Genomic DNA, 19,947 nt, shown 5'->3' with positions numbered 1-19,947 from the left:
CCAGATTCAAAGCTTCGTAACTTATGGGTTCAGCAACTCAACAAGGGTAAGACCCGAAGCTTGCCCAACATCTGCGCTCAGTGCCTGGACGTTGAAGTTGGAGTCGAAGGCAACGGGAATGTCGAACTCACAGCCCCCCGTCACGATGTCGGTTCCGGTATTGAGCGGGCGTGTCTGGACCGTGCCGCCGCTGGTGTAATCGCTGAAGCTGGTGGAGTTGATCGCAACGGTGATGGATGTTCCGGAGCGTGCGGTGATGATGCCGCGGCGCCCGTTTATCTGCGTCATGCCAGCCACGCCGGAGATCACTACCGACTCACCGACGGCGAAGCTGTTGGCTACCGTGATGACCGTGGTAGCGCCCTTCGTGATGCCAGTGATGGTGCCCGTCTTGTTCGCCGCCAGCGTCACCCGGCCGGTCGTGTAATCGATGGTGGTTCCATTGGGGTAGGCCAGGCCGGCAACGGCGATGACGGCCTTCCCGGACACCGGCTTGAAGATCGTGCGGCGCGGCCGGCCGATGCTGGCCAGGCCGGGCTTGTCCCGGCCGTATTCCTTCACCAGTTGGTAGACGCCATCACTCACCACATCCAGCACGCAGTCCAGCGAGGTATAGGCGGATTGCCCATCGAGCGCCGTGGTGTAATCCGCCCAGGCCTTCACCCGGAAACCCGCGAATCCACCCCAGGTCCGGTAGTACAGGCTGGCCACTTCCTGAGCCAGCTCCTTGTTGTACTTTACGTACTCGATGTCGAAGGTGCGGTATGGCTTGCCATTCTTCAACGAGACAAACCGCGAGCCGCCGGCCGTGGTGGTGACGCTGGTGAAGAAGCTGTCCTCTGCCTCGGCGCCGATTCGGAAGCAGGTGTCCAGGCGCTCCTCGATGAACTCGCCCATCAGCTATACCTCCCGGCCGCATCGACTGCACGAGCGATCTGGCGCGCCGCTTTGGCAGTGCTGGCCTGCTGTTCGCGCGAGCTTCCGCCACCTTGCTGGTAGAAGTTGATGACGGTACTGCGATTGTCATTGTTCGCGGCGATCATCGCGGCACTCGCCTTGCCAATAGATGTGTCCAGCTTGCCGGCGCGCAAGGCCTCTAGGTTGTCAATACCAATCCTGGAGGTCGCTGCGGCGTCGAAAACAAACTCCTTGCCATGGACCACACCTGCAACATCGTTCACGCCACCATTGCCGGTATATCCACCTTCGCGGAAACCACCGCCAAGAAGCGACGTAGTGGCTGCGCCAGCAGCCATAATCCCCGCAATCGCAGCAACAGAGTTCACGCCGAAGCTGGCCAGCGAAGCCATGGTGGCAGCCGGAGCATAAGCTTCTGCAATGGCGGCCCCGGTTGTCGTAGCCTGAGTCACTGCGGTAGTGGATCCAGCCTGCCCGATAAATGCCTGCGCAGCCTGAGCTACAAGCCATTGCGCCGCCATCTGGGCCAGCGCCTGGACGATCGACTGCCCAATAGTCGCAGCGATATTGCCGAGCGCATCATTCAAGCTCTCGGCGCCAGTCAGAACATCGTAGATGCCATCGCTAAGCCCCTTAACGGAGCCATTCAGAATGGTGTTCGCGGCATCCGCCGCCTGCTGGTAGTAGTTGCTGGCGTTGTCGACGTAGTTCTGCAGGGATTCCTGTACGCCTTTCCCCCAATCCTGCTGGGCGGCGTCCAAATCTTCATAATGCTTCTTCTGCTTCTCTTTGGACTTGGCGTAAAAGTCATCGAGAGCATCCAATTGCTTCTTGTACTGCGACTGGCTAATTCCGCCATTGCCCTCGCCCAGGGTGGCCAATTTCGCAAGTTGGGCCATATCGTTCTGGCGACTCTGCTCAAGCCTCAATTGCTCCTGAATGCGCTGGCGCTCTTTGGAGCCCGCCCCAAGTCCAGCAAGATCCAGGTCATAGGCCTGCTGCTGGGACTGGAGCTTGCTGTTCAGGCTATCCTGATAGGCCAGAACCTTCAGGTTTTCCTGGCGCAGTTTCAGCTCCTGCTCCAGGCCAGCATTTCGCTTCAGCTGAGCCGTGATCAGGTCGGAGCTGGCCAGTAGCTGCTGCTGGTCTGCGGTGAGCGTCTTCTTCGACTTGATCTGTGCGAGCTCTTCTTCCCACTTAGCCAGCGCCTGAGCCTGGGCGCCCAGCTTTTCGCCGGTATCCAGTTGTAACTGCATGGAGGCGTATTGCTGGCGGAGGTTGTCCAGCATCTTGGTGCCGGCGTCTTCTTGGTAAGCCTTGGGCTTGGCGGTGGACTTCTTGTCGAACTGATCGTTGATTTGCTTAACCCGCTCGGCATAGGAACCACCAGAAAACTCCTGGCCGTTGTACTCGACGCCGGCCAGCAGCGGGCTTGATTGACCGGTAATCGCGGAGGCCTTCATCAACCCAAGGTATTCGTCTTTCAGATCATTCAAGGCCTTCGCCTTGCGCTTCTCTGGCGATCCATTGGAGAGCGCAGCATCAATGGTGCCGGACAGGCGGATATAGTCCTGCTGCGCCTGGTTAACGTCGGCCTGGGCTTGCGCCAAGTCCCCTTCGGATTTGACCTGTGTATCCAGCAGCTTGAGGCGCTGCTGAAGGTATTGGATACCTTCCTGGCCGGTGACGGTGCGACGCTCACCAGGGACGGAAACCTCTTGTCCCGGAAACTTCTGCAGGAAATCCAATTGGCTCTTGGTCTGAGTCAGAAGCTCGGAGTTAGTCTGTGGCATGAACTTTGAGCGACCGAAGTTGTAGGCACTGGCCGCAGCCTCAGCGATGCTGTTCCAAATCTGCTGTACGCCAGTAAGGGATTCCTTGTAATCCTTCAAGCGCGCCATTGCGTTCTTGTTCAGGCTTTCCCCGAGAACATCCAGAGCCTTCTGGTGGTCGCCTTGATCATCAAGGGCCTTGATAAGATCGTATTGCTCGGCGGTGACAAGGTGATATTGCTCACTTGCCTTCTGTGCCGCTTCAGTGGCGTTTTTACCAAGCCCGGCAAAGGCAGTGGCGATGTCGGCAGCGCTCTTGCCTGTGTACTGAGCCACGGCAGCAGCAGCTTCGCCGAGATTAGCGACTTGGCTATAGCTGAGGTCACCGGCAGTGGCCAGGGCTTTCACCGCATCTTCAGCATCACTAAAGTCTCCGACCGTAGCGCCAATCTGACTGGAGAGCGCAATTAGTTGCCCAGTGGTAGCGCCGATGGTCTTGTTTCCAGCGAGGAGAGCTTGATCGAACTCGCTCTGCGTCTTCTCTGCATCGTAATAGGTAAGCGCAAGTGCAGCGACAGTCGCTCCAGCCAAAGTCGCAGGCCCAACCAACCCAGCAATATACCCGGCAGTACCTTTCAAGGCAGAGCCAACACCGCCAAACTGATCCTTGATTTGGCCGCCTTGTTGCAGAAATACCGTCAGCGGATTTTGTCCGGCCTGAAGCGATACGGCGATATCTGTGAACTGGGCCGGAAGGCCGCGCATGGCCCAAGCTGCTTGTTTGGCAGTTTGGCCATACTTATTTAGCGAAGAGCCACCAGCATCCAAGGAATTTCGCGCTTCATTAATAGCTTTGCTGAGGTTCTCATATTCCGTCTTATCAATAACCCCGGAACCGCTTTTGAAAATGCGATTCAGTTGTTCTTGTCTCTTTTCCAGACGATCATAGGCAGCAAGCGTCGGGTCGAATTCTTTCCGGAGATTCTCCAGGGCCTTCTGCTGCCCCTTGATGGTCCGCTCTGCCTGATTCATACCGCGCTCAAAGCCACCGGTATTGGCGATCAGATCGACCGTCAGGGTGCCAAGGGAATCTGTTGCCATATCAATCTCCGGACAATAAAAAACCCGCCTAGGCGGGTTGTGTTAAAAACACAATCAATAGAATCTGATAACGAATCCGTGCAGTTTAATTTTTTTGTCAATTTCTTCTGCCTTCGAATCAGCAATGCTCCTGCTGTCGAAAGGCCCGGCGTAAACTAAATTAACCCCATCCCGCTCCTTGATATATGACGGGATATCAATAGATTCGACATTCCCCTTGATTTTTTCCGCTCTATCCCTTGAAGAAAGAGATGCCAGCATGACAGACCATTTAACATTACTGGCCTCTGTATTTGCTGGCTCTATTTTATACTTTTCCGGATCATACCCGATCACGCACCTGGGATTCCAAAATGTCATTTCGAAAGGAGTTTCCAGCCTACCGGGAACGAATTTATCTTCTCCAGTATCCATCTGTGCATCTACTACAATCGCGCCAGATTTAGACAGAATTGTTTTTGCCACGAATCTAACTGATCCGGCATAAGCTCCAAATGCATTCTTTCCGTTTACGTATCCGCAAACATAACCTATCGGCTGATTGTCTACTGACTCTTCCGATCTTTTTAATGCGACATCTTCAAATTTTGCTGAATCCGGGTCCTTCAGCATCCTTGCTATTGATTTCTTGGCTTGGCTAATTGCCAGCTGCTCATTATCACCGCATCCGACAAGCAGAGCGGAAACAATACAAATAAGCGCTACTTTCCTCATGGCATCCCTCCCAGTCATAGACCGGTCGGAATCTAGCATGGAGCAGCGCCTGGGCCTAGATGCGAGAAGCCCCGCACGGGGCGGGGCTTCTTCTAGGTATTCTTCTTCTGCGAGGGACACACTTCATGATTCGGATCGTGCCACAGTACCTTGAAAGCCGATCCGGCCTGGAACCCGAAAATCCTCAGCGTTCCCGTCAGACGCATCGAGAAGATGGAATCCTGATCGTCAAGTTTCAGTTCAGTCAGACGAGCCTGCGCCTCCTTCGATATCTGATCGACGGGAATGCTATGACTGTTGGTTCCGTTGGTCCTTCCTCCAGAAGCGCTCTTGATTTCCTGCCAAGTCATTGTCTCGATGTTGGCAAGATGGCCGGAAGTGAACAAATCCCAGCAGGACTGAGCTTCCAGCTTCGACCATCCCCAACGCTCATGATCTTTGTCGATACGCGAGAATTGCCATGAGACCTTCTGCGTATCCTGTGATGCAGGATTCACCCCTGCCCTGGGAGAGCCAGCGGCAACAGCAGCGCCCTGCTTTGGCTTTCCAGCCTTAGGCTGGCTCCTTGCCTTAGGGGACGCCATCAGAGCGAACTGTAGTATTCGATCATGGACTCAAGCGTGATCGGGTTGCTCGACCGTTCCCCATCAGGAACATCATGGCGCGCAAGCCGCCAAGGTTCTTCCATGTGAGTCAGATTGCTGAGCCACTGAGGGTCTTTATCCCCGTAGAAGGCAAGCACCTTGTCTATACTTTCGGCCTCGTGCGGTTGCAATTCTCCGGTTCTGGAGCCAGCAAATTGCCCGGGGGTTACGCGGAAATTACCGCGATGAGCCGTATACAGCTCCTTGACTACGGGGCCGTTAGCCCAAGCCTCAATCTGCTCCGAGAACAGAGGATGCTCGTGCCAGGTGAGGTGCCATGCCTGGCTGTAATAAACGAGCTTCTGCAGCTTCATGGCGGACATGTCACCAAGACGTTGAAGTATGTACTCCGCCACGTCAAAGACGTTTGCCATTCCCTGCCCTCCTCTCGAAACCGCTACGTCATCGTCTTGATTACGCATATGCATAATCAAAAAATGAGGCGAATTCTCCACAAGTCAAGAGCTGTGTCAAACCGTACCAGTCCGTGTCACTCCGTCCCAATCCGCTGTAGCCCGCTCTGCGCCGGACCTGTAGTCATGCGGAACACCGGCAAAGAGATTTGTAACAGCGGAACGCCAGCACCAAAACCCAGCTTGGGCTGGGTTCTGGATCATGCTTGGAGTCGTGCTACGCGACCATGCCGCGCGCCGCGCAGTCCTCGGGACGTAGTGCCAGGTTAGAAACCCCGGACGCCGTCAGTTCTCAAACTCTTGGCTGTCTCGTCGGTCTTGAAGGTGATCGACCGTTCATCACGATGCTCCCACACCCCGTGCATCTGCATGGAGATATCCCTGTAGCTCTCCAGGTGGTGACGCATGGCCAGAACCTCAATCCGGCAAGCATCCACCTCATAGCCATTTCTGGAAAGCGTTCCGAGTAGCCGCAACGTGGGAGACTTCGAATCCATCCCGCACAGCCCTTTCAGCGGGATTCCAATGCTTGGATCCGAACTGGAAAACCGCCCATAGACATGCGGGTTCAGTTCCGCCAGACGCTCTGCCGGCCAATCAATAGGCAGCCGCTCTGCCTTTCTCTCCCGCGGAAGCCATTCTCCCTCCAGGGCATACGCCCCGATGAAGTTGCGCACGCTGTCCATCTGGCTGGCCGGGATATCCTCGACGCTTACCACGCTGAACGCCTTGTGAACCTGCGACCAGATGTGGTTCTTGGCGCCGCGGCGATACGGGGCCGGCAGATGACGGACCTTGCCGTCGACTACGGCAGCCAGGCAGTGGAAGCCATCGGTGCCGATGGTCTGGCCGACGAGCGTTGCCATGCGATTTTCCGTGTCCTCGTACCGGCCGTGCTTGCGGATTGCCGGGAGGACTTCGGCGGTTACCCATTTACGGAACCGATGCTGAGGGGTTCCCGGAGTGGTCGCTTCACGGCTGCGCAGGATCAGGGTGAAAAGGCCGGATTCGTTGATGATATTGGCCTTCCCCTGACGGCCTATGTTGAACATAGACCGTTCGTCATCGTCCAGTGCCTGCAGCGCCTGGGTGGTGTTTGCGATACCAAGAGCCTTGCAGATGTCGCTCGCGACGAACCACGGATCGCTATCTATTACCAGGGTGCGTACCTCGCGAGTCTCAAACCGGAATGGAATGATCTGCGCTGTCGCAGCCTGGACATTGTTTTCTACTGAAATTGCGGTAGCATTCATCTCGTGAACTCCTTCCAAAGTTTTCACACCCGAAGCCCTAGGTGTTCCAGCACCTGGGGCTTCTTCGTTTCTGGCCATCAGGCCGCCTGCCGCTTCAGTTGCGACAGGAGATCCACCAACTGGCTGTTCATGGAGCGGTTCTGCTCTTTCGCCTGCTGCTTTACCCAGTCCATCAGGTCGCTCGGAATCCTGACCTGGGTTCTGGTCATCTGCTTCATTTCAGCCTCCGATTAGTGACACTCAGTCACTATACGAACCACTTTCCGTAGTGTCAACCTAGTGACATGGATGAAATCTACCGCTCACAATTCAGGCTGCCATACCCGCTGTATGAGCAGCTCAAGGCTTCCGCAGATGCCAATCGCCGCTCGGTCAATGCCGAGCTAGTCGCTCGCCTGGAAGAAAGCCTTCTCCGTGAGCAAGATCCTCGTATTGAGCTTCCAGACAAGGATGGCGACCTCCATAGCCTCTCCGTGAAGGAGGTTGAAGCCGCCTTACTTCAACTGAACAGCTTTGTGCGAAACGCGCTGGAGAAGCGCAAGAAGAAATAATCAAAAGCCAAGGAGACGGCCATGCTCGACCGCGACATCCAATACCGCATCCTGACCATGCTTGCTGATGCCTATCCAACTGGAATCTCAAATCCATCCGAGGAGATGGAGCTGGATGCGAAGGTCGGCGCGCAGAACTTCTACTACCTGGCCGAGCATGGGCTAATCCAGGTGAACCGCACCAGGGAGATCGGGCCGACCTATCCCACTCCGGCGATTGCCACCATCACAGCTAGGGGTCTCGATTTCCTCGCTGATGACGGAGGCCTCGGAGCAATCCTGGGCACCGTCACCGTCAAGCTCCATCAGGACTCCATCAAACAGATCATCGAGAGCAAGATTCAGTCCTCTGGCCTGCCAGAGCAGGAGAAGACCGGCCTTCTGAAAGCCGTGCGAGAACTTCCCGGCGAGGCCATGACACACCTGACAACGAAATTACTGGACCTGGGCATGGACAATCTGCCGGCAGCAGTCGGGCTAATTCGTAAAGCCCTCCATCACCTCTCCCAGTGAACTCTTCGCTACCGGCCAGTAGCAATTCTGCGTAGCCGATGACGCCATGGCTTCGGCTGTGCAGTTCGATGAAGAGCTTGGGTTCAGAATGGCCATGAATCGCCAGGAATGCCTCGGTCGAGTCAGCAGACAGCCGGCCGGCGGCGAAGATGCAGATCAGGTCACGCTGTTCGATTTTCACGCCGCATCTCCACCTAGCAAGCCCTTCTGCCCATCCCGCTCGGCCGCAACCTCTTCCAGGTCCATGTGCAGCCGGGTGATTTCCTCGTGCAGATCAGCCGCGGGGCCGGTGAGGTTCATGGGACCCCAGGCGCCACTCTTCAGCATCGCTGCCATTCGAATGACGCTTTCCTCTAGCTCGGCGTTCTTGCGTGCGCGCATTGCTTTCGTCTCCCTCGTCAATCCGATGCTCATCCGAGCAGTCTGTCCCACGGAAGATTTCCAGACAGGTATCCAACTGCAAGCACGATTCCGATCAGCCATAACGCCCAAAAGCGCGGCGGTGATAGCTTGTCAGTCATGATTCGCACCTCGCGAATGATCTTGCTAAAATCCAATCACGTTCTCCTCATGCTGCTTCATGGGGTATGAATGAAAAACCCCCGGACGTTGGCGCGTACCGGGGGTTTTGCTTTTGGCTCAAAGGTATGGGCTTGTGTCTACCGAACCCTGGCCATGCTCAGGATCGCCGCGAACTGTTCAATGGAAGCCTCTTGCGGCTCTGGATCTCCATATTCAGGTAGGAAGTCCTCCACTGCTGCTTTGCCGCCATTAACCCGCTGGATCACCCAGCAGACCTTGGCAAGCATCGCCTCGACTCGTCGGGTCGAGTTGATGGGGCCGTTTTGCTTGATGAATGAGGCCCATTGCTGGGCCTCTCGGTAACTCATTCGGGACTTAGCCTCGGCAACCGTCACCCCTCCGACACCGGCCAGCACGAGCTCATGCCAGAAGGCGTCGGAGGGATCTAGTTTTTTGCCGGTTCAGCCTGATAACCGTTGGCTGAGTTGATCGCGCCCAGCAGCGCGAAGAACAGGGTGTCGATCATCTTCCCTTCGCCAGTCTCGGGATCACCAGTGATCTGCTCCTGCGAGGTGAACACCGGCTTTCCGGAACGGTCGACGATGGACGACACGATGCGCGCCACCAGGACGTCGTTGCTCTCTTTCTGGAGCTCGAATTCGCGCATGGCGCGGTCGTAGGAAGAGAGGCGCACGAAGACGGTAGCCTTGTGCTCCTTTCCGCCCACTACCCAGGTGATTTCCTTCTCCACGGGGGCGCCGATTGCGGCGCCGGTCGATTGGATCAGGTCGAGGCTGAAGTCAGTCATGAGGTTTCCTTAGCTGCTGGATTTCGGGATCAGTACCGGCTCACCCGACACCTGGATGCCGATGCTCGACGTCACGACAGCGTTCTGCGCGAAGTCGAAGCTGAAGCTGTTCATGTAGCCCTCAAAGAGCAGCCAGGAACGGTCTTCCGGCAGGTCGAATTCGTAGTCGCCATCGCTGTTCGCAACGGCAGTCGGGGTGCTGGTGCCATCGGACCAGCCCACAGCCCAGTCCAGGCTCGCGCCAGCGTTCTTCAGTTCGAGCAGGCGGATGTGGACCGCATCCTGCGGGTTGGTGTTGATGCTGAACGTGGCGGTGCCCGGGGTGGCCAGGCCGGCGACGTAGCTGCGAGCGGTCTCGTTCAGGCAGGTGGTCTCGATCTGATCAATCGAGGTGTCGATGCCGGAGAGCGACGTGATGCAGCCAGCGTTCAGAACCTGATGGGAATCAGGATCGATGCAGAACAGGTCAGTGCCTTGGGCCTTGACCACGTTGTTTTTTGCCATGGGTGAATCTCCAGTACTGGACTTGGCCGCTTCACAGCGGTCGGTTGGCTGCCTCCCGGCAGTCGTTTTCCTTGCGCAGGAAAAGAAAAGCCCCGGCATGTGCCAGGGCTTGGAATTTGGTGCGCCCTGTCGCAACGTCTCCCGACGTGGCTAGGGGCGGCTTTGGAGGCGCGTCTCTCGACGAGGCCTAAGAACGTGGTTCGATCCAGTTCACATCGAAGCTGGACCGGTAATTCTGGGTTTCTGGATCGCGGAATTCGCCGTTGTAGCTGACCACATGGCAATCGAGCTCGATGGCATGCTCGATGGCATCCGCCGCTGAACGAGCCGCCGATGCCGTACTCGCATAGACATCGATCTGAATGCGATACCGGGCGCCGCCAGGCCTGCAGTTGAGGTGGTTATAGGGAACCCCGCCGGAGACCAGTTGCCACACCGCATAGGGCTTCTGAACGCCTTGTGTCGCTTGCCCAAAAGGGAAGAACCGAACCGGCGATGATCCAAGAAGTGCAGTCACTCCAGGATCGGCGGCCACCTTGGCGAAGATTGGCGGATACATCAGTACTCACCCAGCTTGATCAGTTGATACCGTGCGGAACTGATGAACTCGCGGAAGACCGCCTCCCTGTTTTGCTCCAGGGCCGGGCGAACGAAGGGGTGCGGAGCCGAATGCTCAGTGCCCAGCTCAACCCACCACCAGTAGAAGGTGTTCCCGCCGCCCTGCCCTTTCTTACGCTTGCGAACGCCCACCGATACGTAGGCTGCGCCCATTTCCTCGCCGAGCTTCTTGCGCTCGACCAAGGCGATGTTCTTGGAGATATCCGGCCAGGTCTTGGGATCGTCGACGCGCGATGCTCGCTCTTCCGCATCGGCGCGAACGATCTCCATCGCGTCCTTCGCCGCAGGAACCACTACCTTGCGCCTGACGTTCTCGGACAGGTTGCGGAACTTCGCCACGATATCGTCGGCGCCGCGCAGCTTGAACTCGATGAAGTCAGCCATGACGGCGGAACGCAAAGGAGGTGATGCCTTCCCGGCCAAGCTCGGACTCGGCGTGGTTGATCTCCATGACCTCGAAGCCTTGGCGGTCCATCCAGGCGATGAAGCCCTCCAGGGACCAGTACCATAGGTGTTCTGCCGGCTTGTAGTGCTTGCTCGCCAAGCAGTCCTTGGCGTCCTTGTAGATCGGCATGGAGACGAAGGCCCATTCACCGATGCCCTTCAGCACAACCTCAGGCTCGGGGATATGCTCCAGGCTGTCCCAGAAGGTCATGGCCGGCCAGCCGAAGTTCGGGTTCTTGTAGCGGCCATTGGCATGCAGCCACGCCAGGGCTTCGGGGTTCACGTCGAAACCGAAAGCATCGGCTTCCTCGACGAAGCGACCGCCGCCGATACCGATATCCAGCACCTGGCCGTCGAAGTGGCGACGGACCAGTTCAATGCGAGCGCGAGTCAGCGCCTCACCCATCGGCGTAGCATCGAGCTTCTGGTACTTCGCGAAATACTCCCCGCTATAGTCCATCGGCTGGCGAGGATGGAAGCCCATGCCAAGCTCTTCAGACCAGAGCAGGCAGTCGGTCAGCCCAGGCGGCAAAGCGTGCGTCATGATCGGCGATCCTTTTGTCACAAGTGTGCTGTTTCAGGGTGCAGCGGCAGAACCTGTCGGGGACCGCGAAGGTGATGCGGGAAAGGTCCATACATTTGTCAGTGATGTGTTCTGGCGAGTTGTATCCGCCCTGACCGCCGCAGATGATCCAGGCCGGCACCTTGGCGGCGATGGCGGCCGGAACGATCCAGCCAATCCCACCGATTACCGCGTCAGCGTGCTGGAGCAGCGCCAGCAGTTGTTCAACTGGCAGCTCGCCCTTGTGGAACTGGATGTCAGCCGGCGGAAGTGGATCGAGCGCCCACTCCTTTCCCGGCTCCAGGTCCGCCACGGAAACCACTTTCCAGCCCCTGCGGCGCATCTCTTCGGCAGCGCTGGCGATGTACTCAGGCAGTGGGTTGCGCGTGTCTGCGCGCCACTCAGCGCGAACCGTGGCTGGGCGAACCAGCACATAGCGCCCATCGACTGGCGGAGGACCAAAGTCCGGCAGGTCGAACTCGCCGGGTTCGCAACGGAACGCCTTGCGCAGCCCCTGAATGATCGGGTCTCGGCCGTAGGCGATGCGCATTTGGCCGCCGCCGACAGGGCGGTGCCAGTCGTGCTCGCGCTGGATGTTCTTGGCCTGGGTTCTCAACTGCGTCGCCGGGCGAACGCACTTCACGTCGAGGTCGAGGTAAAGCTCTGGCCAGGGTGTTTCGAGGAATGCGCCTGGGTACTTCCTCAGGAATGCCCTGGAATAGATCGAGTCGCCGAGGCCGAGCATTCCACGGATCAGCATGGATCAGTCAGCCAGTCTGCTACGCAGTTCGTAGCCCATCAGTGGCCAGATTTTGGAGACGGCATTCTGCCGGGAGATTTTCCGGCCGATCTCCGCGTCGAAGTTCGCCGGGCTCGCACAGGCCGACTCGCCGGTGACGGTGAAGCCGTTCTTCAGTACCAGTACGCAGAAGGTCAGCAATCCCAGCTCGGCGTGGTATCCCGTCAAACGCGTCAGCTCATCCTGCTGGTTGAAAGCGGTCTTCACCCCATCCTCGGCAGTGAAGAAGTATTCACCCACGATGTTCGCCTCAACGTCAGCAGGCGTGATGCGGGGAGCGGTCAGGCCCTTGGCCTGGATTTCTTGCTCGATTGCTTGGTCGGTCATTTCATGATCTCCAGAAACGACGAAGCCCGCTCAAGGCGGGCTTTCGTTCGTCGCGATTGGGTTAGGCGGCGTCGAGGCCGAAGGTCAATTGAAGCTGGTTGATGTACTCCAGCAATTCCTCCCCAGGGCTGAACCATTCGCCATGCTCGCGCAAACCAGTAAGCCGCGCGTGTAGCTCTCGCTCCGCACCGAAGGATCCTGGTACAGAGGCTATAAGTTCGAGGCGTTCGCCAGCTCCAGTTTCAAGCTGATGTAGGCGATCCTCGACATTCATACTCGAACCGATCTTGATCGATCCACGACTGTTCCGAATGAAGTAAACCATGCGGCGCTTCACCTTCCCGTCACCGTCGATCATCAATTCGTTTTCCCCTACGCCAGATAGCTCCAAAGCGTAGCGACACAAGCCCGCGACGCGCGAGTCTTCGCCAGAGGCTTTGATGCAAAGATCGATCTCGTTGATCGCTTCGAGGACTGCCATCTCATCGAATAGGCCGACAGTTCGGACGAGGCTGCATTTCAGGAAGACAGCGGCTATCCGATCTATTAGGTACTCATAGGCATCGGTCGCCTTCAAAGCAGCGTCCAGCCCATCAGCCAATCTCTTAATCTCGAAAACATTACTGTCGCGCATCTGTCGTTACCTCGCTCATCAGGCGAATAGAAACGCAGCGGGGCGGACGGATGAGCGACATCCGCCGTTCGGCTGTACGGGCCTAGCTGCGTGTTAGGTGCCCTTGTGGGCCAAATAGTTACCGACCGTCCGTCAATCCATCAGAACAGCGCAGTCTCCATTCGCGCCGAGCGGTGACATCGGTCTCTGCGCTGGTGATGTTGTAGACTCGGCCATCCCAGATGACCCGCCAGGTGTAGAGTTCTAGCCGGTCAATCGGAAACCACCGGCAGTTGATGCGAGCAGTGGTTTCGGCCTGCTGCGCATCGGCGGCGATCAGTTCACGGCCGGGGCCTGTCAGCACCTCTGCGGGCACCTCGGAACGACCGGAAAACAGAACGGTCTCCCAGGTCGTTATCACCTCACCAGTCACCGGATCTTGGGTATGCACCTGACGCTGGAACTCGATGCGGTGGCGCATGCGGTAGGCGAGCATTCAAACCCCCAGGCCGCAGCGGTACGGCATCAGTTTTACCTCGGCCGCCTTGCGCAGCGTCTCGATTTCATCGGGAGCGGCCTGGTAATTCGCCTGGAGCAGCAGCAGAACTCCTACAGTCACACTCGGCGGAAGTCCTGGCTCGCTGCTGGCCGCCTCGCTGCTCTCTTCGCAATTGCACAAGCCGTCCAGGGATTGCCGCCACATGAACTGGCAGGCTTCGTCTTCAGCACCATCCAGCAGCAGTTGAAGCTTCGCGTCATCCGAATCGTGGATCACATCCAGAAATGCCTTGGCCGTTTCAAGCGGGATCAGGCTCATTCAGCATTTCCTCCAGGGGGCGCCGAGCGAAGCAGGCCAGCGCTGTTTCGCGAGTGCAATTGATGATCTCGATTGCCGGGTTGTTGCGCTTCAGGCGCTCGAACTCGGATGGCCATTCCGCGATCTTGCCGGCGCTCCCAAGCCCCTTCGGGTGGTCGCCGTGCCAGTGTGATTGGCCATTGGTTTTCTGCATGTCATAGCCCAGCAGGATGATGCGCTTAGCGCCCCTGGCGATGGCCAAGGAAACTGCGCCGCCACCTGAGTTCCTGTAGTGCTCGATGCGTGCCGTCTTGATGCCGAAACGGTTGGCGTTGAGGGTGAGCAGTTCGCCCTGGAAAAGGGATTTGGCTTCCGATGCGTATCGCTCCCACCAGACCTTATCCATTGCCCAAAGGGCATCAGCCCAAGGCGTCAGTCGGAATGTCGTGTTTGTGCAGACGGCCGCCCTCTGCGGCGCGGCTGCTCTCCATTGACGGACTCGCTCGCAGTCTTCTGTAGTGAGACTTGGGCCGCTGGCGATGCAGACGGCGACTCGCCAGCCGGTGTCTTTGGGCGCTCGGCCTCCACAATGCAGCAGAGGCCGCGTGCCTCCAGTTGTTTTGCCAGGTGCGCGGAGACAGGGTAATCCGCCCCTCCCGCCTTCCTGATGATGCCGCGGTCCATGTAGGAGCGCAGCGGCCTGACCATGACTTCGGACATGAACACCTCGAAAGCGGGGCCGGTTGCCCGGCCCCTATCGGTTAGCTGGCGGTCAGCGAACCAGTGACGAACGCTTCGGGGCGATAGACCGCGAAGGCCAGTCGCTCTTCGGCGCGGATGGTGACCATATTGTTCTCGAAGTCCTTGTCGTTCTCGGTGGATACCAGAACCTCGATGTCCATGCGGTCGAAGATCTGGGCGCCGAGGGTGAAGGCTCCGGTCAGGAACTCGTCCTGGGCGATGGCCTGGGTTTCCACCACCGGCAGACGCCAGAGCGTCGGAGTGGTGCCATTCTGCGGGCTGCCGATGATGTAGCGGTTCTCGGCGTCCTTGGTCAGTTCGATCAGCGCCCAGTCGATGGGGTTGAGTACGATGCCACTGGCCGGAAACTCGGCCAGTTGCGCCTGCAGGATTGCCAGGCGGATGCGGTCGATGCGCTGCTCGGCCACCACCGATACACCACTCGGCGCGGCGTAGGCCTGAGCCTGCGGGATGATGCCGTGCAGGTTGGCGCCAGTGCCGTTGCCGTACAGCAGTTGACCCTCTTCCACCAGCATCAGGCCGTAGCGAGCGCGGGCGTCGATGTAGCTCTGCAGGGCCGCGGCATCGTCCAGGATCTGGCGGCTCGCCTTGAACAGGTGCGCGATGGTGCGAACCGGCGCGTTTTCCAGCTCGAAGGTCAGGTCGGAGTAGGGCTTCTGGGTGCCTTCCGAGACAGGAGCGGCGTTGTTGGTGAAGCCGGTCTCGCGGACGTACTCGACCGAATTGCTGGAGGTGGTGCCAGGCGCCACCAGGTCGCGGATGGTCAGGCGGCGCTGCGGGGCAGCCACGATGCCGGGGCGACGGTCAGGGGCAACCAGGGCGCCGCCGGAGCCGTCGATGGAGGTGATGGCCGAGCGCGGCATGGAGACGCGGTGCGAGCCGCGCAGGGAACTGTTCACGCCCTTCTCTTTCAGGCTCTCGGCCACCAGTTCGCCGGCGGTCTTCGGCGCGTCTTCACCGCCTTCACGCTTCTCGTTGGCCAGCATGGCCTGCTCGGCAGCACTCAGGCGCGCCTGCAGTTCGCCCTGGGCAGTCAGCAGGTCATCGACCTTGGCGCGGGTTTCCTTGTTCATCTCGCCGAAATTGGAGATCTGGGTGTTGACCTGTTCGGCCTGGGCTTTGATCTGGTCGCCGACCTGCTTCAGGCTGGCATTCAGTTCGACGATTTGTTTCTCGAAGTCGCTCATTGCGATTCTCCCTGGAGTATCTGGGTAAGTTCTCGCGCCGCACGAAGGGCGGCAGAAAGGTCAGGAGCGACAGCGCCAGGCATATCGGTCGGGGTGTCGCCACCCCCGCCAGCAGCGCCAAGCATGCTGGTCTTGAAATCATTGATGAGTTCGTTGCGCTGACTGCGCGGCATCCCGCTACGAGCCAGGGCGGCGTCAATCCGGCGCTTGGCCAGAATGGTTTCGCTGCGGTTGCTCGGGGCGCTGGAGATTTCGTCGGACTCCAGGAAGGCATCTGCCCATCCCTTGTCGACAGCCTCGCGTCCACCGATCCAGGTCTCGGCATCCATCTGTTTCACGATGTCGTCGAGATCGATGCCAGTGCGCTGGGCGTAGATGTCCGCCAGCGTCATATCGAACGGCTCCAGCCAATCGGCGATCTCGCGGAGGTCGTTCCGATTGCCCATGGCGATCAGCCAGGCGTTATGGATCATCAGGAAGGCGGCGCGACCGATGCGGATTTCATCGCCAGCCATGGCGATGAAGGAGGCTGCGGAGGCGGCAAGGCCGATGATGTTCACCGTGACCTTGCCCTTGTGCTCGCGCAGCAGGTTGTAGATGGCCAGGCCTTCGAACACATCGCCGCCGGGGCTGTTGATGTTCACGATCACGTCGACATCGTTGCCGATGGAGCGAAGCACTCCGGCAATGCGCTTTGCCGTCACTCCCTCCCCAGTCCACCAGTCATAGCCAATGGGCTCGTAGATGGTGATGGTGGTGTCGGGACTGTCGCCGGCGGCCGCACGAAGCTCAGGACGCCATGCATCCAGCGCTTTCGGGGCGAGGTCGCACTGGACGCCCGAGCGCGGGCGAGCCTCCGGCGCCGCCGGAAGATTTCGCAGAGTCATGGGTTACTCCTGTGGTTCTTCGAAGTCAGGCCCCGGAACCTTCAGTCCCGCGCCATGCTGATTGACGAGTTGCCTTGCTTCGTCGGCGGTGATCATCTTGCCGACGCCTAGATATGCCTTCTGTACTGCCTCTACAGCTGAGAGCTTCCGCTCGCCCCCCCCAATTGATCCAGAGGGACCAGGTTGGATTGGACAGTGAGCACGTCGGCATTTCCACCCTTGCGAGGAAGGTTTTCCTTAACCCTGCAATCATCGCGCGTGTAGATGCCGTTCTGAGTCATCTTGCTGTAGAGATCAGCGCGGCCCGCACTGTCGGCCCGAAGGAAGGCCTCAAGCGAGAATTCGGAGTAGTACCGCTGGCGTTCAACCGAAGTCAGCAGGCGTTTGTTCACGCATTGCTGAATCTGGTTGGTGAATGAGCTGATGCAGAAGGTAAGGAAGGCCAGCATTTGCTGCTCAAGCCCTGTCCCCCAGTTACTGCCCTTGTCAGTCTGCCCGATCATCCAGGGCGGAACCCCGAACCACCGACAGATTTCCTCGATGCTGAAAGATCGGGATTCCAGGAGTTGGGCATCGGCTGGGTTAATGCCAATGGTCTCCGGGGTAATCCCTTGCTCCAGGACTGGTGATTTCCCAGAGTTCAGAGCGCCGGAGATAGTCTTGACGTACTCGCGGAACTCATCGCGCTGGGCTGGCTGCAGCACCCGGTCAACCTTGAAGGCCACCGTAGGCAAAAGGCCGTTCTTGAACGTCCCGTTCGCCGCATCATCTGCCGACATTGCTGATCCAAACACGTCCACGCCGTAGCAGATGGCCGATAGGCCAACACGTCCATCAAGCGTGAAGGCCGGAATGTGCAGCATGTTCTTCCGGTCAATCTGCCGGCGGCTGCCTTTCTTCGGCGTGTAGTAGTACTCCAGTCGCCCGTTGTCGTCGCAATCCAGGTCGATTCGAGACGGGAGCAGGAAATCCAGTGCCGCCACTCGATCACCAACTCGCCGGATCTCGGCATAGGCATTCCCCCAGAGCAGCATGGAGGAAACCATTGCCTGCCAGAACTGGAAAGCGGTCATGTCGTCATTGGGGCTGGTATGAACGATGTCGTAGAGCGGCAGGCTCCGGGCATCCTCTCGACTGCCATCTGCCTTGCGCTCGTATACGCCCATTGGCAGGCCGGCAACCGATGTGGAGATGATCCGCACGCAAGCCCAGACCGCAGACAGCCGCATTGCACTATCAACGGTTACGGGCTTCCCGCTGGACGAGGTTCGACCAAGAATCTGCGTCCAGAAATCTCCGTCGGTCAGCCGGATCGTTTTCCCTGCCCAACCAAGCAGGGAAGCCCGGGGGGCTTTCACCGCACGATTCAGAACATGAGCCAAGCTCTTACTCACCGGTCAGCCCCTTGCGGATGAAGGCCGCACCAACGAAAGAGGCGCAGGCGCCAGCCATGAGCGACCAGCCAAGCCCGAAAAGGACAAATGCGCCGGCGACAAAAAGCGCCAGCCCAATCACGCCGAGCAGGAGATAGAGGCCAGTGGCGATGTTCATGCGATGATCGGGTTCCGTATGGCATTCATGAAGTCGTCACCGTCATCAATGCCGGCAACTAGAGCTCGCCCCATCGTCATGATCAAGGTCACCGGACCATCGATCTTGCAGTTGGGGTCGTTGTCGTTTTCCTTGCGCGGGTAGATGTTTTCCTTGGCGTCGATCTTCGCCGCCACGTTGCCCATCATCCAGGTCATGACCGGATTCCCGTCATGCCAGAGCGTCCGCGCGATTACCCTCGCCTCCACCTCCTTCATCGGGTCACTCATGTTCTTCACCGTCTGGTTGAAGTCCACAACCGGAATTGAGGTGCTGGAAAGCCGGGTGATCAGGTAGTTGGCCTGCCAGTCATCGAAGGCGACATCCTGCAGTTCTACCTTCTTCGCCAGGTCCAGGATGTCCGCCTCAATGAAGGCGTAATCGGTCATGCTCCCGGGCGTCAGGATCAGATGCCCGTCGAGCGCGAAATTCTGGTACTTCTCGTTTTCTTCGGCCGCTGCTTCGGGAGCGTAGAACCGGGGAATGCAGTAGAACTGCCCCGCCTTCTCGAACAGCATCACCAGGGCGGCCACGTCCTTCTTGCTGGCCAGATCGAGCGCCATCCAGCACCGGCAACCCGCCATGTCGGCTACCGTGAAGTCGCGCTTCTGCCGCTGCCAGGCCAGCATGTTCATCCAGACCGTCCGAGCCCCCACCCACTGGTTAAGGTGCTTGGTGCGGAAGGCGTTCTGTTTCGATGCCGAGCGCTTGGCTTGCTGGAGCTGGGCCAGGAGAAAGTCAGGGAATACCGATATGCCGTAGTTCGGGTTGGCCTTGATCAGGCTGGCCGGGTCGTCCCAGGCGTCATCCTCGTCGATTGTGTAGATGATGCCGAAAATCGTCTCATCGACCTCCTGTCCTTCGAGAATCCGAATCACATCCCGGCGCTTTTCGTAGCACGGGCCGCCAAGATTCGACCCCGCCGTCGTGATGATTGACAGCAGCGGCTGCTCGCGCGCGCCCATGCCCGTTTGCATGGTGTCCACCAGGGCATCGGTGTCGTGCTCGTGGTACTCGTCCACCAGGGCTGCGTGGGGACTTGCACCATCCCCCGGATTGCCGATAACCGTCTCGAACTTCGACATGTCCTCCATGACGAACATGGGGCCAGGGTTCTTCTGGTTGCCGGACAGTTCTATCCCAAATCGGTTGCGCAGATTCTCCAGCTTGTGAGCCATCATCCAGGCCGGACGGAATACCTCGAAGGCCTGCTTCTCGGTGGTGGCGCCGGAATAGACCTCGGCTCCCGACTCGCCATCCGCGGCGAACAGGTAAATGCCCCTGGCGGCCAGGCGAGCTGACTTTCCGTTCTTCCTCGGGATCTCTTCGTAGGCTTCACGGAACCGGCGCTTGCCGGTGTCCTTCTTCACCCAGCCGAACAGGTTGACCTCGATGAACACTTGCCAGGGCTCAAAGACCAGCTTCGACTTCGCTGCACTCCATTTGCCCTTGGTGTGGGGCATGAGCTGCATGAATTTTACGGCGCGGTCGGCCTTCGCCTCGTCGAAGACATAAAGCCAATCGGCATCGGCCTGCCGCGCCAGGTCATTCAGGAAACGCTGGCAGGCCAGCTTGACGTAGCGGCATGCAATGACATGCCCTTCCACGACATCGCTCGCATACTGTCGCGCAATGTCGCTGGGGGCCAT

27 protein-coding genes are annotated in these 19,947 nt (G+C 58.6%); 2 read left to right on the top strand and 25 right to left on the bottom strand.

The features are described 5' to 3' along the window. Window positions 1–21: 21 nt before the first annotated feature. The 7 genes from DK254_RS11840 to DK254_RS11810 form a co-directional block, all read right to left on the bottom strand. Window positions 22–897, bottom strand: a complete 876-nt coding sequence (locus tag DK254_RS11840; RefSeq protein WP_109931516.1) for a DUF2460 domain-containing protein — start codon at window positions 895–897, stop codon at window positions 22–24. Beyond that, a complete protein-coding gene (locus DK254_RS11835; protein ID WP_109931515.1) occupies window positions 897–3,791 on the bottom strand; it encodes a phage tail length tape measure family protein in 2,895 nt (964 codons plus the stop codon). The genes DK254_RS11840 and DK254_RS11835 overlap by 1 nt, the downstream gene beginning before the upstream one ends. A 54-nt stretch (window positions 3,792–3,845) precedes the next feature. After that, on the bottom strand, window positions 3,846–4,544 hold the full coding sequence (locus DK254_RS11830; RefSeq protein WP_109931513.1) for an SPOR domain-containing protein: 699 nt from the start codon (window positions 4,542–4,544) through the stop codon (window positions 3,846–3,848). A 53-nt stretch (window positions 4,545–4,597) separates the two neighbouring features. Further along, window positions 4,598–5,089 (bottom strand): hypothetical protein, encoded by a 492-nt coding sequence (locus DK254_RS33790; protein ID WP_146219535.1) that lies wholly within the window; start codon window positions 5,087–5,089, stop codon window positions 4,598–4,600. Next, the gene (locus DK254_RS11820; protein ID WP_109931509.1) at window positions 5,089–5,523 is read right to left on the bottom strand and encodes a Panacea domain-containing protein; all 435 of its coding nucleotides are present in this window, start codon (window positions 5,521–5,523) and stop codon (window positions 5,089–5,091) included. The genes DK254_RS33790 and DK254_RS11820 overlap by 1 nt, the downstream gene beginning before the upstream one ends. A 305-nt stretch (window positions 5,524–5,828) precedes the next feature. Beyond that, window positions 5,829–6,815 carry a BRO family protein gene (locus DK254_RS11815; protein ID WP_218281378.1) on the bottom strand — a complete coding sequence of 329 codons (987 nt, stop codon included), beginning with the start codon at window positions 6,813–6,815 and terminating at the stop codon, window positions 5,829–5,831. Between the two features lie 77 nt (window positions 6,816–6,892). Beyond that, window positions 6,893–7,033, bottom strand: a complete 141-nt coding sequence (locus DK254_RS11810) for an Arc family DNA-binding protein (RefSeq protein WP_109931505.1) — start codon at window positions 7,031–7,033, stop codon at window positions 6,893–6,895. A 66-nt stretch (window positions 7,034–7,099) separates the two neighbouring features. Here DK254_RS11810 and DK254_RS11805 point away from each other — a divergent pair, with 66 nt between their 5' ends. Further along, window positions 7,100–7,366, top strand: a complete 267-nt coding sequence (locus tag DK254_RS11805) for an Arc family DNA-binding protein (RefSeq protein ID WP_109931504.1) — start codon at window positions 7,100–7,102, stop codon at window positions 7,364–7,366. Window positions 7,367–7,387: 21 nt separating this feature from the next. Next, the gene (locus DK254_RS11800; RefSeq protein WP_109931502.1) at window positions 7,388–7,879 is read left to right on the top strand and encodes a hypothetical protein; all 492 of its coding nucleotides are present in this window, start codon (window positions 7,388–7,390) and stop codon (window positions 7,877–7,879) included. Window positions 7,880–8,056: 177 nt separating this feature from the next. Here DK254_RS11800 and DK254_RS11795 read toward each other — a convergent pair whose 3' ends face one another. From DK254_RS11795 to DK254_RS11710, 18 genes are all read right to left on the bottom strand, one after another. After that, on the bottom strand, window positions 8,057–8,260 hold the full coding sequence (locus tag DK254_RS11795; RefSeq protein WP_146219534.1) for a hypothetical protein: 204 nt from the start codon (window positions 8,258–8,260) through the stop codon (window positions 8,057–8,059). A 278-nt stretch (window positions 8,261–8,538) separates the two neighbouring features. Beyond that, entirely contained in the window at window positions 8,539–8,769 is a 231-nt protein-coding gene (locus tag DK254_RS11790; RefSeq protein ID WP_109931540.1) for a hypothetical protein, read from the bottom strand. Between the two features lie 77 nt (window positions 8,770–8,846). Then, window positions 8,847–9,209 (bottom strand): phage tail assembly chaperone family protein, TAC, encoded by a 363-nt coding sequence (locus DK254_RS11785; protein WP_109931498.1) that lies wholly within the window; start codon window positions 9,207–9,209, stop codon window positions 8,847–8,849. A gap of 9 nt (window positions 9,210–9,218) precedes the next feature. Further along, on the bottom strand, window positions 9,219–9,713 hold the full coding sequence (locus tag DK254_RS11780; RefSeq protein WP_109931496.1) for a phage tail tube protein: 495 nt from the start codon (window positions 9,711–9,713) through the stop codon (window positions 9,219–9,221). A gap of 187 nt (window positions 9,714–9,900) precedes the next feature. Next, window positions 9,901–10,272: a DUF3168 domain-containing protein gene (locus DK254_RS11775; protein ID WP_109931494.1), complete on the bottom strand. Its 372-nt coding sequence runs from the start codon at window positions 10,270–10,272 to the stop codon at window positions 9,901–9,903. Then, window positions 10,272–10,715 (bottom strand): HK97-gp10 family putative phage morphogenesis protein, encoded by a 444-nt coding sequence (locus tag DK254_RS11770; RefSeq protein ID WP_109931492.1) that lies wholly within the window; start codon window positions 10,713–10,715, stop codon window positions 10,272–10,274. The genes DK254_RS11775 and DK254_RS11770 overlap by 1 nt, the downstream gene beginning before the upstream one ends. Beyond that, window positions 10,708–11,319, bottom strand: coding sequence for a bifunctional 2-polyprenyl-6-hydroxyphenol methylase/3-demethylubiquinol 3-O-methyltransferase UbiG (locus DK254_RS11765; RefSeq protein ID WP_109931490.1), 612 nt, complete (start codon window positions 11,317–11,319; stop codon window positions 10,708–10,710). Before DK254_RS11765 ends, DK254_RS11770 begins: the two co-directional genes overlap by 8 nt. After that, window positions 11,270–12,097, bottom strand: a complete 828-nt coding sequence (locus DK254_RS11760; protein ID WP_109931488.1) for a hypothetical protein — start codon at window positions 12,095–12,097, stop codon at window positions 11,270–11,272. The genes DK254_RS11765 and DK254_RS11760 overlap by 50 nt, the downstream gene beginning before the upstream one ends. A 3-nt stretch (window positions 12,098–12,100) precedes the next feature. Next, window positions 12,101–12,463, bottom strand: coding sequence for a Gp49 family protein (locus DK254_RS11755; protein WP_015648612.1), 363 nt, complete (start codon window positions 12,461–12,463; stop codon window positions 12,101–12,103). A 61-nt stretch (window positions 12,464–12,524) separates the two neighbouring features. Next, the gene (locus tag DK254_RS11750; RefSeq protein WP_109931486.1) at window positions 12,525–13,097 is read right to left on the bottom strand and encodes a GIY-YIG nuclease family protein; all 573 of its coding nucleotides are present in this window, start codon (window positions 13,095–13,097) and stop codon (window positions 12,525–12,527) included. A gap of 118 nt (window positions 13,098–13,215) precedes the next feature. Further along, window positions 13,216–13,572 (bottom strand): phage head closure protein, encoded by a 357-nt coding sequence (locus tag DK254_RS11745; protein WP_109931484.1) that lies wholly within the window; start codon window positions 13,570–13,572, stop codon window positions 13,216–13,218. Continuing rightward, the gene (locus tag DK254_RS11740; protein ID WP_109931482.1) at window positions 13,573–13,893 is read right to left on the bottom strand and encodes a head-tail connector protein; all 321 of its coding nucleotides are present in this window, start codon (window positions 13,891–13,893) and stop codon (window positions 13,573–13,575) included. Then, window positions 13,874–14,278 (bottom strand): hypothetical protein, encoded by a 405-nt coding sequence (locus tag DK254_RS11735; protein WP_177411996.1) that lies wholly within the window; start codon window positions 14,276–14,278, stop codon window positions 13,874–13,876. The genes DK254_RS11740 and DK254_RS11735 overlap by 20 nt, the downstream gene beginning before the upstream one ends. 355 nt (window positions 14,279–14,633) lie before the next feature. Then, a complete protein-coding gene (locus tag DK254_RS11730) occupies window positions 14,634–15,821 on the bottom strand; it encodes a phage major capsid protein (protein WP_109931478.1) in 1,188 nt (395 codons plus the stop codon). After that, the gene (locus tag DK254_RS11725) at window positions 15,818–16,708 is read right to left on the bottom strand and encodes a head maturation protease, ClpP-related (protein ID WP_109931476.1); all 891 of its coding nucleotides are present in this window, start codon (window positions 16,706–16,708) and stop codon (window positions 15,818–15,820) included. The genes DK254_RS11730 and DK254_RS11725 overlap by 4 nt, the downstream gene beginning before the upstream one ends. 131 nt (window positions 16,709–16,839) lie before the next feature. Beyond that, window positions 16,840–18,102, bottom strand: coding sequence for a phage portal protein (locus DK254_RS11715; protein ID WP_109931474.1), 1,263 nt, complete (start codon window positions 18,100–18,102; stop codon window positions 16,840–16,842). Further along, complete coding sequence (locus DK254_RS34350) at window positions 18,095–18,259, bottom strand: hypothetical protein (protein WP_177411995.1); 165 nt, start codon at window positions 18,257–18,259, stop codon at window positions 18,095–18,097. The genes DK254_RS11715 and DK254_RS34350 overlap by 8 nt, the downstream gene beginning before the upstream one ends. Further along, window positions 18,256–19,947, bottom strand: a complete 1,692-nt coding sequence (locus DK254_RS11710; protein WP_109931472.1) for a terminase large subunit — start codon at window positions 19,945–19,947, stop codon at window positions 18,256–18,258. The genes DK254_RS34350 and DK254_RS11710 overlap by 4 nt, the downstream gene beginning before the upstream one ends.

Source organism: Pseudomonas sp. RW407, assembly GCF_003176655.1.
GTDB classification, from domain to species: Bacteria; Pseudomonadota; Gammaproteobacteria; order Pseudomonadales; family Pseudomonadaceae; genus Pseudomonas; species Pseudomonas delhiensis.
Note: the sequence above shows the minus strand (reverse complement) of the source record. Positions and strands in the feature narration are given on the sequence as shown.